The sequence below is a fragment of the Candidatus Tisiphia endosymbiont of Mystacides longicornis genome (assembly GCF_964031095.1).
GTDB lineage: Bacteria > Pseudomonadota > Alphaproteobacteria > Rickettsiales > Rickettsiaceae > Tisiphia.
In genome coordinates this window covers 582,821-601,734 of record NZ_OZ035004.1, presented here as the reverse complement: position 1 = coordinate 601,734, position 18,914 = coordinate 582,821, and the positions used below count along the sequence as shown (strand labels likewise).

Annotated in this window: 15 protein-coding genes and 1 tRNA gene; 13 read left to right on the top strand and 3 right to left on the bottom strand. The window is 33.6% G+C overall.

Annotation, left to right across the window (positions count from 1 at the left end):
• The 9 genes from ACQH6S_RS03120 to ACQH6S_RS03080 all read left to right on the top strand — a co-directional run bounded on the left by ACQH6S_RS03120 (position 1) and on the right by ACQH6S_RS03080 (position 8,223).
• Positions 1 to 1,785, top strand: coding sequence for a type IV secretory system conjugative DNA transfer family protein (locus ACQH6S_RS03120; RefSeq protein WP_425360067.1), 1,785 nt, complete (start codon positions 1 to 3; stop codon positions 1,783 to 1,785).
• A 30-nt stretch (positions 1,786 to 1,815) separates the two neighbouring features.
• Complete coding sequence (locus ACQH6S_RS03115) at positions 1,816 to 3,234, top strand: Ppx/GppA family phosphatase (protein ID WP_425360066.1); 1,419 nt, start codon at positions 1,816 to 1,818, stop codon at positions 3,232 to 3,234.
• Between the two features lie 60 nt (positions 3,235 to 3,294).
• The gene (locus ACQH6S_RS03110; RefSeq protein ID WP_425364676.1) at positions 3,295 to 4,236 is read left to right on the top strand and encodes a DNA-methyltransferase; all 942 of its coding nucleotides are present in this window, start codon (positions 3,295 to 3,297) and stop codon (positions 4,234 to 4,236) included.
• A complete protein-coding gene (locus ACQH6S_RS03105; RefSeq protein WP_425364675.1) occupies positions 4,217 to 4,462 on the top strand; it encodes a hypothetical protein in 246 nt (81 codons plus the stop codon). Before ACQH6S_RS03110 ends, ACQH6S_RS03105 begins: the two co-directional genes overlap by 20 nt.
• 2 nt (positions 4,463 to 4,464) lie before the next feature.
• Positions 4,465 to 4,617, top strand: a complete 153-nt coding sequence (locus tag ACQH6S_RS03100; RefSeq protein ID WP_425360884.1) for a hypothetical protein — start codon at positions 4,465 to 4,467, stop codon at positions 4,615 to 4,617.
• Positions 4,618 to 4,737: 120 nt separating this feature from the next.
• Positions 4,738 to 5,154, top strand: a complete 417-nt coding sequence (locus tag ACQH6S_RS03095; RefSeq protein WP_341748635.1) for a 6-carboxytetrahydropterin synthase — start codon at positions 4,738 to 4,740, stop codon at positions 5,152 to 5,154.
• Positions 5,155 to 5,469: a divalent-cation tolerance protein CutA gene (gene cutA / locus ACQH6S_RS03090; protein WP_425360063.1), complete on the top strand. Its 315-nt coding sequence runs from the start codon at positions 5,155 to 5,157 to the stop codon at positions 5,467 to 5,469.
• A 149-nt stretch (positions 5,470 to 5,618) separates the two neighbouring features.
• Positions 5,619 to 6,824 carry a dicarboxylate/amino acid:cation symporter gene (locus ACQH6S_RS03085; protein WP_341748633.1) on the top strand — a complete coding sequence of 402 codons (1,206 nt, stop codon included), beginning with the start codon at positions 5,619 to 5,621 and terminating at the stop codon, positions 6,822 to 6,824.
• Between the two features lie 112 nt (positions 6,825 to 6,936).
• A complete protein-coding gene (locus ACQH6S_RS03080) occupies positions 6,937 to 8,223 on the top strand; it encodes a citrate synthase (protein ID WP_341748632.1) in 1,287 nt (428 codons plus the stop codon).
• Between the two features lie 100 nt (positions 8,224 to 8,323).
• Here ACQH6S_RS03080 and ACQH6S_RS03075 read toward each other — a convergent pair whose 3' ends face one another.
• Both ACQH6S_RS03075 and secA read right to left on the bottom strand, forming a co-directional pair.
• Positions 8,324 to 10,066 (bottom strand): ABC transporter ATP-binding protein, encoded by a 1,743-nt coding sequence (locus ACQH6S_RS03075; RefSeq protein ID WP_425360062.1) that lies wholly within the window; start codon positions 10,064 to 10,066, stop codon positions 8,324 to 8,326.
• Positions 10,067 to 10,569: 503 nt separating this feature from the next.
• Positions 10,570 to 13,302 (bottom strand): preprotein translocase subunit SecA, encoded by a 2,733-nt coding sequence (gene secA / locus ACQH6S_RS03070; protein ID WP_425360061.1) that lies wholly within the window; start codon positions 13,300 to 13,302, stop codon positions 10,570 to 10,572.
• Between the two features lie 139 nt (positions 13,303 to 13,441).
• Here secA and ACQH6S_RS03065 point away from each other — a divergent pair, with 139 nt between their 5' ends.
• From ACQH6S_RS03065 to ACQH6S_RS03050, 4 genes are all read left to right on the top strand, one after another.
• A complete protein-coding gene (locus tag ACQH6S_RS03065) occupies positions 13,442 to 14,287 on the top strand; it encodes a peptidylprolyl isomerase (protein WP_341749224.1) in 846 nt (281 codons plus the stop codon).
• A 210-nt stretch (positions 14,288 to 14,497) separates the two neighbouring features.
• A tRNA-Phe gene (locus tag ACQH6S_RS03060) sits at positions 14,498 to 14,573 on the top strand.
• Between the two features lie 399 nt (positions 14,574 to 14,972).
• A complete protein-coding gene (locus tag ACQH6S_RS03055) occupies positions 14,973 to 15,905 on the top strand; it encodes an AEC family transporter (protein ID WP_094648722.1) in 933 nt (310 codons plus the stop codon).
• A gap of 36 nt (positions 15,906 to 15,941) precedes the next feature.
• Positions 15,942 to 18,212: an NADP-dependent malic enzyme gene (locus ACQH6S_RS03050; RefSeq protein ID WP_341749225.1), complete on the top strand. Its 2,271-nt coding sequence runs from the start codon at positions 15,942 to 15,944 to the stop codon at positions 18,210 to 18,212.
• A 143-nt stretch (positions 18,213 to 18,355) separates the two neighbouring features.
• On the opposite strand, the gene ACQH6S_RS03045 is transcribed toward ACQH6S_RS03050, so the two are convergent.
• Complete coding sequence (locus ACQH6S_RS03045; RefSeq protein ID WP_425364674.1) at positions 18,356 to 18,772, bottom strand: nucleoside triphosphate pyrophosphohydrolase; 417 nt, start codon at positions 18,770 to 18,772, stop codon at positions 18,356 to 18,358.
• Positions 18,773 to 18,914: the final 142 nt, after the last annotated feature.

Here is an 18,914-nt window from a genome sequence, read left to right as displayed (position 1 = left end):
ATGGAATGGCATAAAATACAAAAACTTACTCGTAACATTTTAGGGCATGCTATAATACACCCATTGGTAATATTTTGTACGATATGGGTAAGTGGAGCGATAGTTGCATTTATTACTAACGAAACTAGAGTCCTAAATATTGACTTAGTAGCCATAGACATAGCTTATAAGTGGTTTTATTGGTTAGTTAGTGTATGGTCACAATTAGATCTTCAAGCATATAATTACTTGAAAATTAAGTTAATACTAGCCCTGACTATGCCAACAATTATAGTGATCATATTCTACTGGAAGAATTTCAAAAGAATAAAAAGTTTACAATTTTTTACTCAGGCAGAAAAAGTTTATGGTGATGCTAGTTGGGCTACTGAAGATGATGTAAGTAGAGCTAATTTACGTGCAAAACATGGTATGTTACTTGGTACTAATAGTGGTGGATATTTTGTTGCTGATGGGTTTCAACATGCTTTACTTTTTGCTCCAACCGGTTCAGGTAAAGGTGTAGGATTTGTTATTCCCAATTTATTATTTTGGGAACATTCTATAATAGTGCATGATATTAAGCTAGAGAATCATGGTCTTACAAGTGGGTGGCGGCAAAAACAAGGGCAACGTGTTTTTGTTTGGGAGCCATCAAATCCTGATGGGATAACTCATTGTTACAATCCGATAGATTGGGTAAGTACCAAACCAGGTCAAATGGTGGATGACGTACAAAAAATCTCAAATCTGATTATGCCTGAAAAAGATTTTTGGAATAATGAGGCACGCAGTTTATTTCTCGGTGTGGTACTATACTTAATTGCTGATCCGACAAAAACTAAATCTTTTGGCGAAGTGGTAAGAACAATGCGTAGTGATGACGTAGTGTATAATTTAGCAGTAGTTCTAGATACTTTAGGCAAAGTAATACATCCTGTTGCCTATATGAATATAGCAGCATTTTTACAAAAAGCAGATAAAGAACGTTCAGGTGTTATCTCAACAATGAACTCCTCCTTAGAATTATGGGCAAATCCCCTTATTGATGCTGCTACTGCCTCATCTGACTTTAATATACTTGAGTTTAAAAAGATTAAAACAACAGTGTATGTTGGTCTAACTCCTGATAACATACAACGTTTGCAAAAACTGATGCAGGTTTTTTACCAGCAAGCTACAGAATTTTTAAGTCGTAAAATGCCTGATCTAAAAGAAGAGCCTTATGGTGTGATGTTCTTACTTGATGAATTTCCTACTTTAGGAAAAATGGAAACATTTAAGGCTGGTATCGCGTTCTTCAGGGGATATAGAGTTCGCCTATTCTTGATTATCCAAGATACTCAACAGCTCAAAGGAACTTATGAGGATGCTGGTATGAATTCGTTTCTGTCAAATTCTACATATCGTATTACTTTTGCAGCTAATAACTATGAAACAGCTAACTTAATATCTCAGCTAGTTGGTAATAAAACAGTTGAACAACGATCATATAGTAAACCAATATTTTTTGATCTTAATATTTCAACAAGAACGCAGAATGTATCACAAGTTTCAAGAGCTCTGCTTTTACCTCAAGAAGTAATTCAGCTGCCAAAAGATGAGCAAATCGTGTTAATTGAATCTTTCCCGCCTATAAAATCTTTAAAAATTAAGTATTATGAAGATAAGTTCTTTACAAATAGGCTATTACCCCCTACATTTATTCCAACTCAAAAACCTTATGATCCAAATAAAAATAATGTAAATGAGGAACAAGAGAATGTAGATTCTAGCAATACAGATGCTACTACTATAGAAGATTAATTTTTTAAGTAAGAAATAAGATAAATATCTATGCGTTCAGCTATTATTGATATTGGGTATAATGCCGTAAGAGCTGTAGTTTATGAATGTGATAGACTTGGAGCTCCAGAAATTTTTAATGATAAATTTAAAAGTGATATTATTAATTTACTTAATCTAGATAATTTGGAAGTAAAGCATCAAGCATATTTGTCACTACAATATTTAGTACATATTTTTGATAGGTTATCAGTCACAGATGTTAAATGCGTTGCTACTGCTGTACTTAGAGGACATCCAAGAGCTGAAGAATTTAGGGAGATAGTTAAGAGAGAGTTTAATATTGATATTGAAATTATTTCTGGTGAACGTGAAGCTTATCTTACAGCTGCTGGGTTAATTTCTGGTATTAATGATGCTTGTGGTATCGCAGCAGACTTAGGGGGTGGCAGTCTTGAGCTTGTCCAAATCAAAGATAAAAAGGTGGGTATTTTAAAGTCTCTACCTTTAGGCACTAGCCTAATCACTACTAGCATAACCACTAATTTAGTCACTAATACTCACTTTGACAATATTGATATAATTAGTCAAATGATTAAGAAAGAGTTTGAAGGATTACATTGCCCAAATTTATATTTAATAGGAGGGGCTTTAAGATTAATGGGGCGTTCTTATATGGAATTTATTCATTACCCTCTTAAAAACTTACATAACCTTGAAATAAACCGTAAGGAATTTGAGCTATATCTTGAAAGATTGGCTCATGTTAATATGTTGAAAACACAATACAAGTCAAAAATTCATGGTAATGCAATTTTAGTGGCACAATCTATGTTAAATGTCTTTTCACCAGAAAAGGTAATAATTTCAAATTATGGTTTAAAAGAAGGTGTTAGATTTGATTGCCTTCCTGAAGAAGAACAGCAAAAAGATATTATTTATGAACGAATCAAGACATTAGTAAATTTTGACGAGGCTAGTTGCAATATCAAAAATTATACAGAAGTTATTAGACCTATCTTAATTCAACCAGATACCACAACAATTAGTATAATTGCTTTGGTCGTAATGCTTGCACAATATAATAAGAATATTGATAGAACACTGCGTTCTAATTTTATTGTTGAATTTATTCTATCTTCAGATATTCCTTTTACTCATCGTCAACGATTGATGATGAGTAACGCTCTTGCACTTAGCTATACATCCAAAAGTGATACATATATTAATAGGCTGGCAAAAAGAATGATTGATCAGTATGATTATTGTAACAGTCATGTAATAGGTAATTTTATAAAAATTGCTAGGGAAATTGATGGACCAAGATTTCAATCACCATCTTTTTCTTTTGAATTAAAAAATGATAAATATATTGAAATTTCTACACTAAATATTTTACCAAAACCAGTTTTTACCAAACTATGCGAATATCTAAAAGCTATAGGTTTTGCTCGAAAGAATATTTGTTGAATTTCTAAGTAACTTATCTAATACTAAATTAACTTATAAAAAACTTTAACTTTCTAGAATATGGCACAAGAAGCAATTAGAGTACCTGAAATACAGGAAAAGAATTATAGTTTTAGTGAATTTGTGAATAAATTGCCTTGTCAAAAACAAGAACATAATATCTTAAAAAATAGTTTTGATTTAAATAATCAAGCAATTCTATTTGAAGGTGATTGTATGAAATTATTAAAACAGATTTCAGATAACAGTATAAATTTAATAATAACATCACCGCCATATAACATAGGTAAGGAATACGAAAAAAAATTAGATATTAATAAATATTATAATTGGCAAAAAGAAGTCATCAATGAGTGTTATAGAGTGCTAAAAGATGATGGACATATTTGTTGGCAGGTCGGTAATTATGTAGAAAATGGAGAGGTAATACCTTTAGATATTTTATTATATCCTATATTTTCAGAATTAAAAATGAAAATGAGAAATAGGGTTATTTGGCATTTTGGACATGGATTACATGCTTCAAAAAGATTCTCTGGAAGACATGAAACTATTATGTGGTTTAGTAAAACCGACAATTATTACTTTGACTTAGATGCTGTTAGGATACCTCAAAAATATCCTAATAAAAAATATTTTAAAGGTAACAAAAAAGGGGAATTGTCTTGCAATCCAAAAGGTAAGAACTCATCAGATGTTTGGGATATTCCAAATGTAAAAAGTAATCATATAGAAAAAACGGAACACCCGTGTCAATTTCCCGTCGGTTTAGTTGAAAGGTTGGTTTTATCAATGACAAAAAAAGATGATATTGTTTTAGATCCTTTTGTTGGTTCTGGTAGTTCTTTTGTTGCAAGTCTAAAAAATTCTAGAAAATGTATAGGGGCAGAAATAGATGAGAAATATATAAATATTTCAAAAAAAAGAATTAAAGAAACATTAAGCGGAACTAGTAGGGTTAGAGAAATGAATAAACCCGTCTATGAACCTGAAACAGTATGATATGAAAATAGTTTATGAATATTCTCATCTTGGAGGAAAGCAAATTTTACAAGTTGATTATCCTAAAATTTTTCAAGAAGTTCATGAATCAATAAAAGCGATAAATGATATAAAGAAAAACAAAATCAGCAAAGAGAAAGCAAATAAAGGAAAAATGCTTTATTCGCCAAAAGAATTAAATAATGCTTTTGCTCATATTTTTTTAATGAAGATAAGGCTGATGTAGGAATAGAAATAGTACCATGTCATAGTTTACAACAACAAATGTCAACAGGTGTTTCTTATGGAGAACAGCTTGTTTACGATATTGAAAGATTAAAAAGGCATTTCCCTGCTGTTCCTGTTTGTGTAATCCTGGTTGATATAGGGGAAAATATATAATCACCAAAATTACTATAAATTTGGATTGCTTTGTCGCCACTAAAGTGGTTTCTCACAATGACGTTTACACCCTTGCTGACAAAATATTTTTGGGTAATATAAGATACTGAAGAAGAAATTATGATAAAATGTACTCGCAAAATTGAATTTGATGCAGGTCATAGGGTGATCGGGCATAAGAATAAATGTCAATTTTTACACGGTCATCGTTATGTCCTTGAAGTTACCGCTGGATCTGATGTTACCAATAATCTTGGTATGGTTGTAGATTTTAGTTACCTAAAATCAGTAATAAAAAACTGGATAGATGATAATTTTGATCATAATATTATATTACATCAAAATGATAAAGAGATAGGAGATAAAATATGTGATTGGACTGGTCAGAAAATATATTATATGCAACAAAATCCAACGGCAGAAAATATAGCATTACACTTAAAGTTGGATATATTGCCAAAATTATTTACTAATAGTTCCTTTTTTATTACAAAAGTCAAATTATTTGAAACACCTAATTGCTTTGTTGAGGTATAAGTGGTACAAAGATGTTGTGTAATTTTAACTACGACCGATGACCAGCAAGTAGTAGACAAACTAACCATTAGTTTGTTGGAAGCAAATCTAGCTGCTTGCATACAAGTAGACAATATAGTCAGCTATTTTAAATGGGAAGGTAAGATATCTTCTGTACCAGAATTTCGTATTGTAGTAAAAGCCAAGTCTGATAACTACAATGCAATAGAAAAGATGATTATTGATATACACAATTATGATCTTCCTCAAATAATAAAGCTCGACATTCAAGATGGGCTACCGGCGTACTTAAACTTGGTAACTCAAAGTATCTAATTTTAAGAGAGTGTTTATTAGAATTAAGATTTACTCAATTATGGTAAAAAGAGTTGTAATTAGTTAGTACAGCTAGTTTTTATTATAGATATTCACCTGAAATCAGCAAAATAAGTTTAAAACACTCTTTAATTTAATTAAGTATAATAATGAAATTATGGAAAAAAGTTACATTGGGGTTAATCTTAGGTATAGTGTTTGGTATATATTTTCCTGAATATGTATCTTACATAAAACCGCTAGGAGATATTTTCCTGCGTTTGATAAAAATGATTATTGCTCCTTTAATATTTTTTAGTTTAGTAGCGGGTATAACTAGTATGAATGACCCTGCTTCTCTTGGTAGAGTAGGGTTAAAGGCGGTTGCAGCTTTCTTAGGCACGACCTTCTTTGCCGTAGTTTTTGGTATTACAGTTGCTCTTATATTAAAGCCAGGGCATGGTGTACATATTAACTTTGATGTTGCACAAACTATACCGCAAGAAAAATCCTTTAACATACTTAACTTTTTTGTAAGTATTGTGCCTGAGAATGTAGTAGGTTCATTTGCCAATTCTAATGTTTTACAAATTGTATTCTTTGCAATATTTTTTGGACTTGTGATAAATAAAATGGGTATTAGTGCTGAACCAATTAAGAATTTATTTCATATATTATCAAAAGTGGTGTTAAAAATGATCTCAATGATCATTCAGCTTTCTCCATATGGTGCATTTGCTTTAACGGCTTGGATAGTTGGTACTCAGGGCTTTGATGTAATGATTAGTTTGTCCAAATTAGTTGTTGCGGTAGTTATTGCTATGATATGTCAATATGGTATTTTTGGCATGTTAATTTATCTATTCTGTCGAATATCACCATTACCTTTTTATAGAAAAAGTCTAGAATATCAAGTGCTTGCCTTTTCTACTTCTAGTAGTAAAGCAACGCTTGCTACTACTATGCAAGTTTGTCGTGAACGACTAGGTATATCTGAATCTAGCACTTCTTTTGTATTACCACTTGGTGCATCGATAAACATGGATGGGTTTGCAATAAATTTAGCTCTTACCACTATATTCTTTGCCCAAATGATGGGTGTAGATTTAGCATTGCATGATTATTTAGTAATCATTATTACCTCAACTCTCGGGTCTATAGGTGGAGCTGGCATTCCTGGAGCTTCTTTAATAATGCTACCTATGGTACTGTCTTCGATCAATTTACCGATTGAAGGGGTTGCTATAATCGCTGGAATTGATAGGATATTAGATATGTTACGTACGACCATTAATATTACAGGGGATGCAACAATTACCTTGATTATCGATAATAGTGAAGGTACTCTGGATAAAGATACATATAACTCAATATAATTAGAATTTTGGTATTAGTGGACAATAAAAATATGATATAGTAACATGATGGTTAACCCGAGAAGGTGTTAGCAATAGTAAATTGGCATCATTATGAAAAAATGAAGGATATATGAAAGTAGAAAATGTTGAACTAAAAATAGGAGATAAAACCTTTAATTTACCAATCAAAAGAGCCTCAATCGGTCAAGATGTTATTGATGTTAGCAGTATATATTCATTAACAGGCTATTTCACTTACGACCCTGGATTTATGTCTACAGCAGCTTGTAAATCAGCTATGACATATATAGATGGTGATCAGGGGATATTGAGATATCGGGGATATGATATTAAAACATTAGCAGAAAGAAGTAATTTCTTAGAGGTATCCTATTTGCTATTAAATGGTGAATTGCCGACTATTGATCAATATAAATCTTTCTCTCAGAAAATTACTTATCATTCTTTGATTAATGAGCAGCTTAGAAATTTATTTATGGCTTTTTGTCCATCAGATCATCCTATGGCAATTATGCTGGCGGTGGTAGGCTCTTTATCTGCATTCTACCCGGATTTTCTAAATGTAGAAGAAAATGAACGTGAATTGATTTCTATTAGAATGATCGCCAAAATGCCAACTATTGCGGCAATGGCATATAAATATTCAATAGGACAGCCTTTTATCTATCCTGATAATAGTCTAGATTTTACTGAAAATTTTCTCTATATGATGTTTTCAACCCCTTGTGAAAAATATAAGGTGAATCAGGTAGTAAAGAATGCCTTAGATAAAATATTCATCCTTCATGCTGATCACGAGCAGAATGCCTCCACTTCAACAGTACGTTTAGCCGGGTCGTCCGGAGCTAATCCATTTGCTTGTATCAGTACTGGCATAGCTTCTTTATGGGGACCAGCCCATGGTGGAGCTAATGAGGCAGTAATTAACATGTTGAAAGAGATTGGCACCATAAACCGTATTCCGGAATATATCGCACGGGCAAAAGATAAAAATGATCCATTTCGATTAATGGGTTTTGGTCACCGAGTTTATAAAAGTTATGATCCAAGAGCAATTGTACTTAGAGAAACTTGCAAAGAAGTATTAGATGAGTTAGGGAACCGTAATAACCCCTTATTACAAATTGCTACTGAGCTTGAAAAAATTGCTCTCAATGACCAATATTTTATCGATCGCAAGCTTTATCCGAATGTTGATTTTTATTCTGGTATTATTTATCAGGCTATGGGTATACCATCACAGATGTTTACAGTATTGTTTGCTATGGCAAGAACTGTCGGCTGGATGGGGCAATGGAAAGAGATGCATGAAGATCCAGAACAAAAAATTAGCAGACCTCGGCAATTATATACTGGGTATGTACAAAGAGAATTTATGCCTTTTGATAAAAGATAAAAGAGTTTATGTAGCTATTAAGTCAATTGATGAGAAATTGGTGACGTCGTTGCTCCATTGCTCCTTCTACCCAATTTTCCTGAATTGACTATATCCTAACCTAAATTTCTTGTAACTTCCATAATTTTTTGTATAGACTATGTTTATTACGAATTAATGTAGTATGTGTGCCTTCTTCAATAATTACCCCTTTATCTAGCACAATTATCCTATCCATATGTTTTAAAGTAGATAAGCGGTGGGCAATTGCAAGCACAGTCTTTCTTTTATCTTGAATTAGGAAGTTAAGACTATCTTGGATAAAACGCTCGGTTTGACTATCAAGTGCAGAAGTTGCTTCATCTAAGATCAAAATAGGTGCATCTTTTAGAATAGCTCTCGCTATTGCTATCCTTTGCCGCTGTCCACCAGATAATTTGATACCTCGCTCTCCAACATAAGTATTATACTCTTCTGGCAATGTTGTAATAAATTCATGGATATGTGCCTTTTTGCTTGCCTCAATTACTTCCGCCTCAGTTGCTTCTTGGTTCCCATATCTGATATTTTCCATCAGCGTTCGATGAAATAACAAAGTGTCTTGAGGGATTACCGCGATATTTTGTCGTAATGAATCCTGAGTAACATTGTCAATATTTTGTCCGTCTATTAAAATTTGACCATTTGCCACTTTAAAATAACGTAACAAGAGATTAATAAGTGTTGATTTGCCGCTACCAGAATGACCGACTATTCCTACCTTTTCACCAGGACTAATAGAAAAAGTCATATCTTTAAAGATCAGCTCTTTGTTATAACCAAAATTGATATTTTTAAATTCAATAATAGCTTTATCAACTATTAGCGGACTTGCACTAAATTTATCCAAATCCTGCTGGTTGATAGTAACTAGTGACAAAGCACTTTTCAGCTCACCCATTGATCTGGTAAAATTCTGCAATGAAACTGTTGCATCCCAGATATCTTGTGCAACAATCAAGGCAATACCAAAGACAAAAGCAAAATCTCCAACAGAAATTAAGCCATGTATTCTCAAATGCAGCATATAGAATGGAATAAAACCAATTAAAGCAAAATAGAAGCACATAGCTACTATTTGAGTCTTAAAGTTATATTTGTATGCTTTTACCTGTTTGGGAATAAAATCATTTAATATATTATTATCTAGTGCCTTTAATTCTCTTGTCCTAGAAGCAAAAGAAAAAAGTGAAATAATATTAGTAATTTTATCGGCAACTTGTCCAATTATAAAATGCTTACTTTCTGATTCTAAGCAAGATAGTTGGTTTAATTTAGTTGAGAGTTTATACATAATTGGTATGTAAAAACTACACCATATTAGTACAAATATGCCAAGATTTGTGTTAACAAGGCTAAGGGCACAAAAATTTACAACACATTTAAAAAACTTTTGCAGCAATCCGTAATGCATTTCCGCCCAGAATTTATCATATCCATCCAAAATGCCTTTGATTTTGCTGCTGATAGCTCCTGTAAAATTTTCTTGGAAGAACGGATAAGAATGATGCTGAACATAGTCATATGATTGAAGCAATATAGAACACCGAACATAAGGTACCGCTTTCCATTCAGATATGTTACTGATACGCCAAACCAAATCTAATATCACTTGTGCAGACATGAATATTACAATCGGCAGTAGAACTAACTGGTAAGTTAAATTTTCTTGCCCAGCTATTGTATCAAGAAATAATTTAATCGCATAATAATTAGCAGACGGGTAAAAACTACTTACAGTAGGAGCAAGTAGCATAGCCATATAAAACCATTTATATGGTTTTATATGGTGCCAAAAAAATGTAATAATAGATTTATTTTGCATGAGTTATTTTTTGTTTAAGAATTAGAATAACTAATTATTCCAAATTCGGTTATATCTATATATAACAGATTTTTTTGCTCCACTAATAGCTGTTTTCATTATTTTTGCGGTATTGGTTATTTTTTTTTATTCCTTAACTCAGTACATTACTGTTGCAACACATCGTTATTGCGAGAAGGCGTAAGCCGCACAACTGTTGAAAGTTAGAAGAGGAAGCGGTTTTAGACCGAATAGTTTAAAAGTCGTATGTGGTCAACGTCTATTAGCGAGAAAGACCGTAGGTCGACGAAGCAATCCATAAAAGTAACCAAAGATGGATTGCCACGACCTACTTGCGTGGTCTCGCAATGACGTATATGCACCCTAAACGTCATTGCGAGGGGTGCTAAAGTACGACAAAGCAATCCTGTTTTGTGTCACCCCTGCGAAAGCAGAGGTCTTAGATTCCCGCCTACGCGTGAATGACAATGGAAAGCGGGAATGAAATAATTTGTCGGAGAGGTTTATTCATTACTTCCATGACAATATTTATATTTCTTACCGGAACCACAAGGACATATCTCATTTCTAGCCACCTTTCCCCAACTTGATTGATCTGATGGTATTCTATCCTGTGGATTGACTTGAGTTTTAATAGGTTTAAGCTGAGTTTCAATACTAATCCCTGCATTATATTTACTAAAAGCAGGGTCTTCCCTAGTTTCTCGCATGGTCTTTTGCAGTGTTTTGTTTGCCAAAGACATTGATTCTTTTTTAATGTGGCTAGTATCCATATGAAGATGACAAACTTTCTGGATAAATAGCTCCTTCAAATTATCAAGCATTTGTTCAAATAAATTGAACGCTTCTCTTTTATACTCGTTAAGTGGATCTTTCTGAGCATAAGCCCTTAGTGATATACCTTGTCGTAAATGATCTAAATTATGTAAATGATCTTTCCATACTTGGTCTAAAGTTGTTAGTAGAATATATTTAATTGCGTCATTCATCAAGTCAACGCTATATGCTTCATTCTTTGCCTGGTATAGGTCATTTACCATTTGCACAACATTAGATGTCACCTCTATTTCGGTGACATTAGCCTTGGTTATAGATTCTTGATTTAGTTTTACAGCAAAAATACGTTGCAACTCTCCTGTTAAAGCATTTACATCCCAGTCTTCCCTATAAGAACCGGGGGGAATGAAAGTTAATACCACTTTTTCTACTAGTTCTTTTGTCATGCTAGCTAAAAAATCATGGGCAGAGTTTGATGCAATGATATCAGTGCGTTGTTCGTAAACTATCTTACGTTGATCGTTCATAACATCGTCAAAACGTAATAAATTTTTACGTATCTCGTAATTATGTCCTTCAACCTTCTGCTGAGCCTTCTCAAGTGAACGGCTAATCATAGGGTGATGGATTGCTTCACCATCTTTTAAACCTAACGTTCTTAGGACTCCAGAAATACGATCTGAAGCAAAAATACGCATAAGGTCGTCTTCTAGAGACAAGAAGAATTTTGTACTACCTGGATCACCTTGTCTACCGGCTCTTCCTCGCAACTGGTTATCTATTCTACGACTCTCGTGTCTTTCGGTACCTATAACAAATAACCCTCCAGCCTCTATTACCCGCTGCTTCTCTTCAGATATTTGCTCCTTTATTTTGATCATTTCTAATTGATACTGTTCCTCAGGTAGGTTTTGTAGAGAAAGTTGCTCTATTAGCATTTCCGGATTACCACCAAGCATAATATCGGTACCACGACCTGCCATATTTGTCGCAATAGTCACAGCTTTAAATCGTCCAGCTTGAGCTATAATAAACGCTTCCTGTTGATGAAATTTTGCATTTAAAACATTATGGGTTATTTTATTTATGGTAAGTAACTTAGAAATTTCTTCAGACTTCTCTATACTAACCGTTCCAACCAAAACAGGTTGACCGCGATCATAACACTCTTGTATTAATTTTATAATAGCTTGATATTTATCGTGTTTATTGCCGTAAATTTCGTCATCATAATCAATCCTAGTGATTGGATTATGAGTAGGAACAGCTAGTACATCAAGATTATATATGTCCTTTAACTCTGTAGCTTCGGTCATTGCCGTACCAGTCATGCCTGATAATTTGGGATAATTCCTAAAATAGTTTTGAAAAGTAATAGAAGCCAAAGTTTGATTTTCGTTTTGAATTGGCACATGTTCTTTTGCCTCTAGTGATTGGTGTAACCCTTCAGAATAACGTCTACCTTCCATCACCCGCCCAGTAAATTCATCAATAATCATCACTTTACCATCACGCACCAAATAATCAACATCACGATTGAAGAGAATATGGGCTCTCAATGATTGATTGACATAATGAACCAAACTTAAATTCTCAAAATCATAAAGGCTTGAACCTTGTTCAATAAGATTATTGGTCACAAGCATTGATTCTACATGAGTTATACCATCCTCAGTAAGATTAACGGTTCGTAATTTCTCATCTTTTTCGTAATCTTCATCTTTAAATTGACAAACCAATTTATCAATCTTAGTGTATAAATCCGAGCGATCATCTACTGGACCCGATATAATTAGTGGAGTTCTTGCTTCATCAATTAAAATTGAGTCAACTTCATCAATAATAGCGAATTTAAAGGGACGAAGTACCTTAGAGTCTTCGCTATATTTCATGTTATCTCTGAGAAAATCAAAGCCAAGCTCGTTATTAGTTGTATGAGTAATATCTGCTCTATAGGCATCATGTCTCTCTTTGTCACTGATATTAGCAACGATACACCCAACAGATAATCCTAAGAAATTATATATCTTCCCCATCCACTCAGCATCACGTTTTGCTAAATAATCATTTACCGTAACAACATGTACTCCTTCACCAGTAAGAGCATTCAAATATGCCGGTAATGTGGCAACTAAAGTTTTTCCTTCCCCTGTACGCATTTCAGTAATCATCCCACGATGCAATATCAATCCACCAATTAGCTGAACATCAAAATGCCTCATTCCATAGACTCTTCTTGCAGCTTCTCGTACGACAGCAAAAGCTTCATAGGTTAGGTCATCTAATGACTCCCCATTTTTTAATCTTTGCCTAAATTGCTCTGTTTTATTTCTCAATTGATCATCAGAAAGCTTTTGTATCGATGGTTCAAGCAAATTAATCTTTTCAATTTCTAAAAATAGTTTTTTGATATTTCTATCGTTTGCTGTGCCGAATAATTTTTTAAGTAAAGAAAACATTTATATCCTAAATTCTGTAAATAACCTTATAAAATAGGGTATTTTATAATATTTATCAAACAAATTGTAAATAGCTATTGACGTCAGGTGGTTATCATTATAAAATCTAGCCATAATAATAAATATAAATGGATAACAAATGAAAAGAATATCTATAGCTTTTTTATCTGCTAGCTTACTTGCGAGCAGTGCTTTCGCTAACGAAGATAAAGTTGTTGCTACTTATAAAGGTGGCGAAGTAAAAGAATCGCAGATTATGCAGCAATTCCAGTCTTCTTTAGATAACCAACCAAGTGCTAAAGGTAAGAAATTTTCTGATCTTAATGCAAATATACAGAAAATGTTAGTTCATGGTTATATCGATACAAAATTGCTTGAGCAAGAAGCTAAAAATTCTAATATTGAATCTTCAAAAGAATTTCAAGCTAAATTGAATATAGCGAAAAACCAAATGATTCAGCAAGAATTGATGGAGCGTTATGTAAAATCTCATGTTGATGAGAAGATGATTAATGCTGAATATGATAAACTAGTTGCTAGCTTAAAAGGAAAAGAAGAAGTAAAAGTAAGCCATATTTTGCTTGCAACTGAAAAAGAAGCAGTAAATATAAAAAATAGGCTTAATAAAGGAGAAAAATTTGCTAAGCTTGCTAAAGATTTGTCAAAAGATGAAGGTTCTAAAGAAAATGGCGGAGAAATAGGCTATATTACTTCTGGACAATTAGTACCTGAATTTGAAAATAAAGCATTATCAATGAAAGTAAATGAAATCTCTTCTCCGGTTAAAACTCAGTTTGGTTGGCATATTATTATGGTTCTTGACAAAAGACCTGCACAGATACCTTCTAAAGAGGAAGCTACCGCTAATATAACCAATAGGCTTAGTAGGGATGCTATATTAAAGTATGTCGCTGATCTTGAGAGTAAAGCTGATGTCAAAATAATGTTACCACAGTCACAAGTAACAGATGAGACTAAAAAATAGCCTAGTATTATATTCAAAGATGTGCTAAGGGTAGAGATCATGCTTTAAAACAAGTTTTGGTCTCTTTACCTCTTTGCAAACGCTAGACCTTTGTAGTCAATTCAGGAGAATTTGGGGTTAGGAACGATGGAGCCTATAAGTAATAGGCAAGCATTGAGCGATGACGTCACCAACTTCTCATCAATTGACTATAGACCTTTAGTAAAAAACGGCCAGATAGCTCAGTTGGTAGAGCAAAGGATTGAAGATCCTTGTGTCGCTGGTTCGATTCCTGCTCTGGCCACCATCTTTAACAAATGAAATTTGCCAAAAAGCTTCTTGGTCTATTTAGTGACTCGCCTTGCAAATAACCTTCATGGCAATTTAAAAATTGCAGAAAATAATTGATATCATTGCGAGCCATCGTAGGTGGCGTGGCAATCCATAAAAGAGTAGAGATTGCTTCGTCGGCTAACGCCTTCTCGCAATGACAACTTTCTAATTATTACCTTTTTAAACTAACGTATGTGTACGTAAGGTGAGTAACTAATTAATTGAACTATAACACTAATCGGGTTAGCTATATTTAAGTATACGTCTTGATTTGCAATAAAACTCTGATATTATGCAAATTGAAAAATTTAATTGTAACGCATAATTTACAGCTAATTGCATGACAATTAGCAATTGGGATAATCGTCGACTGATGAATGATATCTTCTCTAGTACATTACCTATTCTTTTAATTCCATTACTTGGTAGTATTATCAAAAGGAAATGGTTAACTTCTGAAGAATTTTGGAGGGGGATAGAAAAATTATCGTATTTCTTTCTTTTTCCTATCATGCTTTTCAATAGTATATCCGTAGCTGATTTAAATGCATCTTCTATAATAAGGCTGGTACTTGCATTAATCATCTCCTCTTCTATTATTGCTGTTGCTTTAATTATTTATCAGAAAAAAACCAACTTTGATAAAATTCAGTTTACTTCAACCTTTCAAGGGGCAGTACGCTATAATAATTATATCTTTTTTGGCGTTAGTAGTCCTCTTTTGGGGCAAGAAGGACTTGCTATAGTATCGGCGATTGCATCCTATATGATTATTTTTACCAATATCATATCAGTAATGATTTTCTCACATTATGTTCCTGATAGTTCTGTAGCTCAGAGTTCTAAAACTAGCTTTATATGGACACTTAAATTAATAGTACAAAATCCCTTGATTATCGCTAGTATTATTGGGTTCCTTTTTAATTATTCTAATTTAGAATTACATCTTATCATAAAAAAAACCTTATCTACCCTATCTGATTCTGCTTTAGCTATAGGTATGCTTAATGTTGGAGCAGGTCTTAAATTCTTTATGCGTGGTACGATTCTGAAAAATGTATTATTTACTAGTTTTGTTAAGTTAGTGGCTTTTCCTATTGTTACAATAATAGTATTGTCATTAATGTCAATTACTGGTACTGCTAAATCAGTTGGGGTTCTATATAGTTGTTTACCATGTGCCAGTACCTCTTATGCTTTATCACGTCAGCTTGGTGGAGACCCAGAATCTATGGCATCAATTATTACTTTCACAACACTTTTTTCAATAGTTTCATTGTCAGTTCTGATGTGGATAAATATCTAATAGTAGAAAACTTGAAGTAATTAAGGAGTAACATTTATGGATGAAATGAATAAAATAAATTATCTCAAAGCCTTAGAATATCATAGCAATGGAAAACCAGGCAAAATTGCTATTGCTGCAACTAAGCCTTTGGATACTCAACAGGACTTGGCTTTGGCTTATACGCCAGGGGTAGCAGCACCATGTCTTGAAATTGCTAAGAATATAGATGACGTTTATAAATATACGGCTAGAGGTAACTTAGTTGCTGTAATAACTAACGGTACAGCCATTCTTGGTCTTGGTAATTTGGGGGCAGCTGCGTCAAAACCGGTAATGGAAGGAAAAGCTGTTTTATTCAAGAAATTTGCTGATATTGATTCTATCGATCTTGAAATAGATACTACTGATCCAGATGAGTTTATTAATGCCGTAAAATATCTTGGTTATAGTTTTGGCGGTATTAATTTAGAAGATATTAAATCTCCTGAATGTTTTATAATTGAGGAAAAATTAAAAAGCTGTATGCAGATACCAGTTTTTCATGATGATCAGCATGGAACGGCTATTATTGCTGCAGCAGGTCTTATTAATGCGGCATATATTACCAATCGTTCATTGGATAATTTAAAAATTGTAGTAAGTGGTGCAGGGGCGGCAGCGATTGCTTGTATTGAATTACTAATTGCTCTTAGTGTCGACAAAAAAAATGTTATACTATGTGATAAAATGGGGGTTGTTTACAAGGGTCGAAAAGAAGGGATGAATGAATGGAAGGAATTATACGCTGTCGAAACCGATTTGCGTACCATAAGTGATGCTATGAAGTCAGCTGATGTATTCCTTGGTTTATCTTCTAAAGGTGCGGTATCAAAAGAAATGGTAGCTAGCATGGCTCAAAATCCCATTATTTTCCCGATGGCTAACCCAGACCCAGAAATTACTCCAGAGGATATACAGTCAGTTAGAAGTGATGCGATTATTGCTACAGGACGCTCTGATTACAATAATCAGCTTAATAATGTTATGGGATTCCCGTATATTTTCCGTGGAGCTTTAGATGTTAGAGCTACTACTATCAATCAGGAAATGAAAATAGCTGCAGCCCTTTCTTTAGCGGAGCTAGCAAGACAAGCTGTACCCGATGAAGTTTATAAAGCATATCCTGGTAGAAAAATGATTTTTGGTCCAGAGTATATAATTCCTGTGCCATTTGACCCAAGATTAATTACCACTGTTTCGATGGCAGTAGCTAAGGCAGCTATAGATAGTGGGGTTGCTAGAATTACAGATTTTGACTTCAAGAATTATGCAAAGGAATTGGAGAGCAGACTAAATCCTACCTCGCATTACATGAATCTGTTATTTGAAAGAATCCAACAATCAGTGCCTAAAAGAGTAGTCTTTGCTGAGGGCGAGGAGGAAGAGGTAATTAAGGCTGCTATTATTATGCGAGATGCTGGTTATGCTCACCCTATCCTAGTGGGTAGGTATGATAAAATATCTGCTGTTTTAAATAAAATAGGTATGAATTATGATTTAGATGGTATTACCGTAATGAATGCGGCTATTAACCAAAATCTTAATAAATATATAGATACTCTTTATAGCCAATTACAGCGTAAAGGGTATTTATACCGTGACTGTGCTAGACTTGTTAAAAGTGATAAAAATATATTCTCAGCTATCATGATAGCTTGCGGTGATGCAGATTGTATGGTTACTGGCGTAACAAAGAGCTATTATAATAGTTTAGAGGATATTATGAAGGTGATGGAACCCAAAAAGAATAATAGAATATTGGGATATTCTATTATGATTACCAAGGAACATAATATAATTATTGCTGATAATAGCGTGACTGAACTACCAAGTGAGCAAGATCTTGTAGAAATAACTTTGCAAACTGCCAGTATAGCAAGGAATATAGGAATGACTCCAAAGATTGCTTTACTTTCCTTCTCAACTTTTGGTAATCCAATGAGAGAAAAGGCAAATAGAGTAAGGGAAGCTGTTAGAATCCTAGATAGGATGAATCTAGATTTTGAATATGATGGTGAAATGTCAGCTGATGTTGCTCTAAACCCCAATTTACGTAATTCGTATAAGTTTTGTCGGTTATCAGGTTCCGCTAATGTCTTGATTATGCCTGGTTTGCATTCAGCTGCAATCTCAACACAACTATTACAAGAATTAGCCAGAGGTGTTTTTATCGGACCAATAATTAATGGTTTTGAATATCCGGTACAAATAGTACGAATGGGGGCATCAGCAAGTGAGATAACAAAAATTGCCACATTTGCTTGTATAGATGCAATAAACCTTTAGGATAATTTAGAGACCGCCTGCAATAACTAAAGTAATTCTATTTTTGTTATTCCCGCATAGGCGGGAATCTAGACCCCGCACTGAAGCAGGGGTGACACAAGAAAGTAATTTGTCATTCCCGCTTCGGTGCGGAATCTAGCCCCCTACTTACGCATGGGTGACACTAAGTTAAGCAGGTCAGATGGTTTTATTTCAGGATATTTTTCTGGTCTAGCTAAAAAATAACCAATATTTTCGTTGTCAGAATGCATTTCTATATAAGAGCCATAAATACGATTATCAAAACCACCATCTTTCTGTTTCTTAATAAACCGCTTTGCTTCAATTTGTTCCATCGATAAGTTGTATTCTTTACTTAATGCATAAATTACTTCAAGCAAATCAGCTAGTTCTTCAGAAACTTCATCGGGTGTTTGGGCATCAATCACTTCTTGTGATTCTTCCAACAATTTATCCTTAAGACGCTGGATATATTCATCTTCTTTCATACTACGTTCAAATACCGAAACACCACGAGACCGCATAATTCCTGGTACCAAATCACGAATGAGTTTATCCATTTTAAAACAATATTTTCTTGTCATAATTTTTTCGTTATAATTTTTTGTAATAGTAACTCACCATACACATAACCCTGTTACAAAAATAATTTTCTAAAATAATATCTTTTGTTATTAGTGGCACTAAATATTTATGCTATAT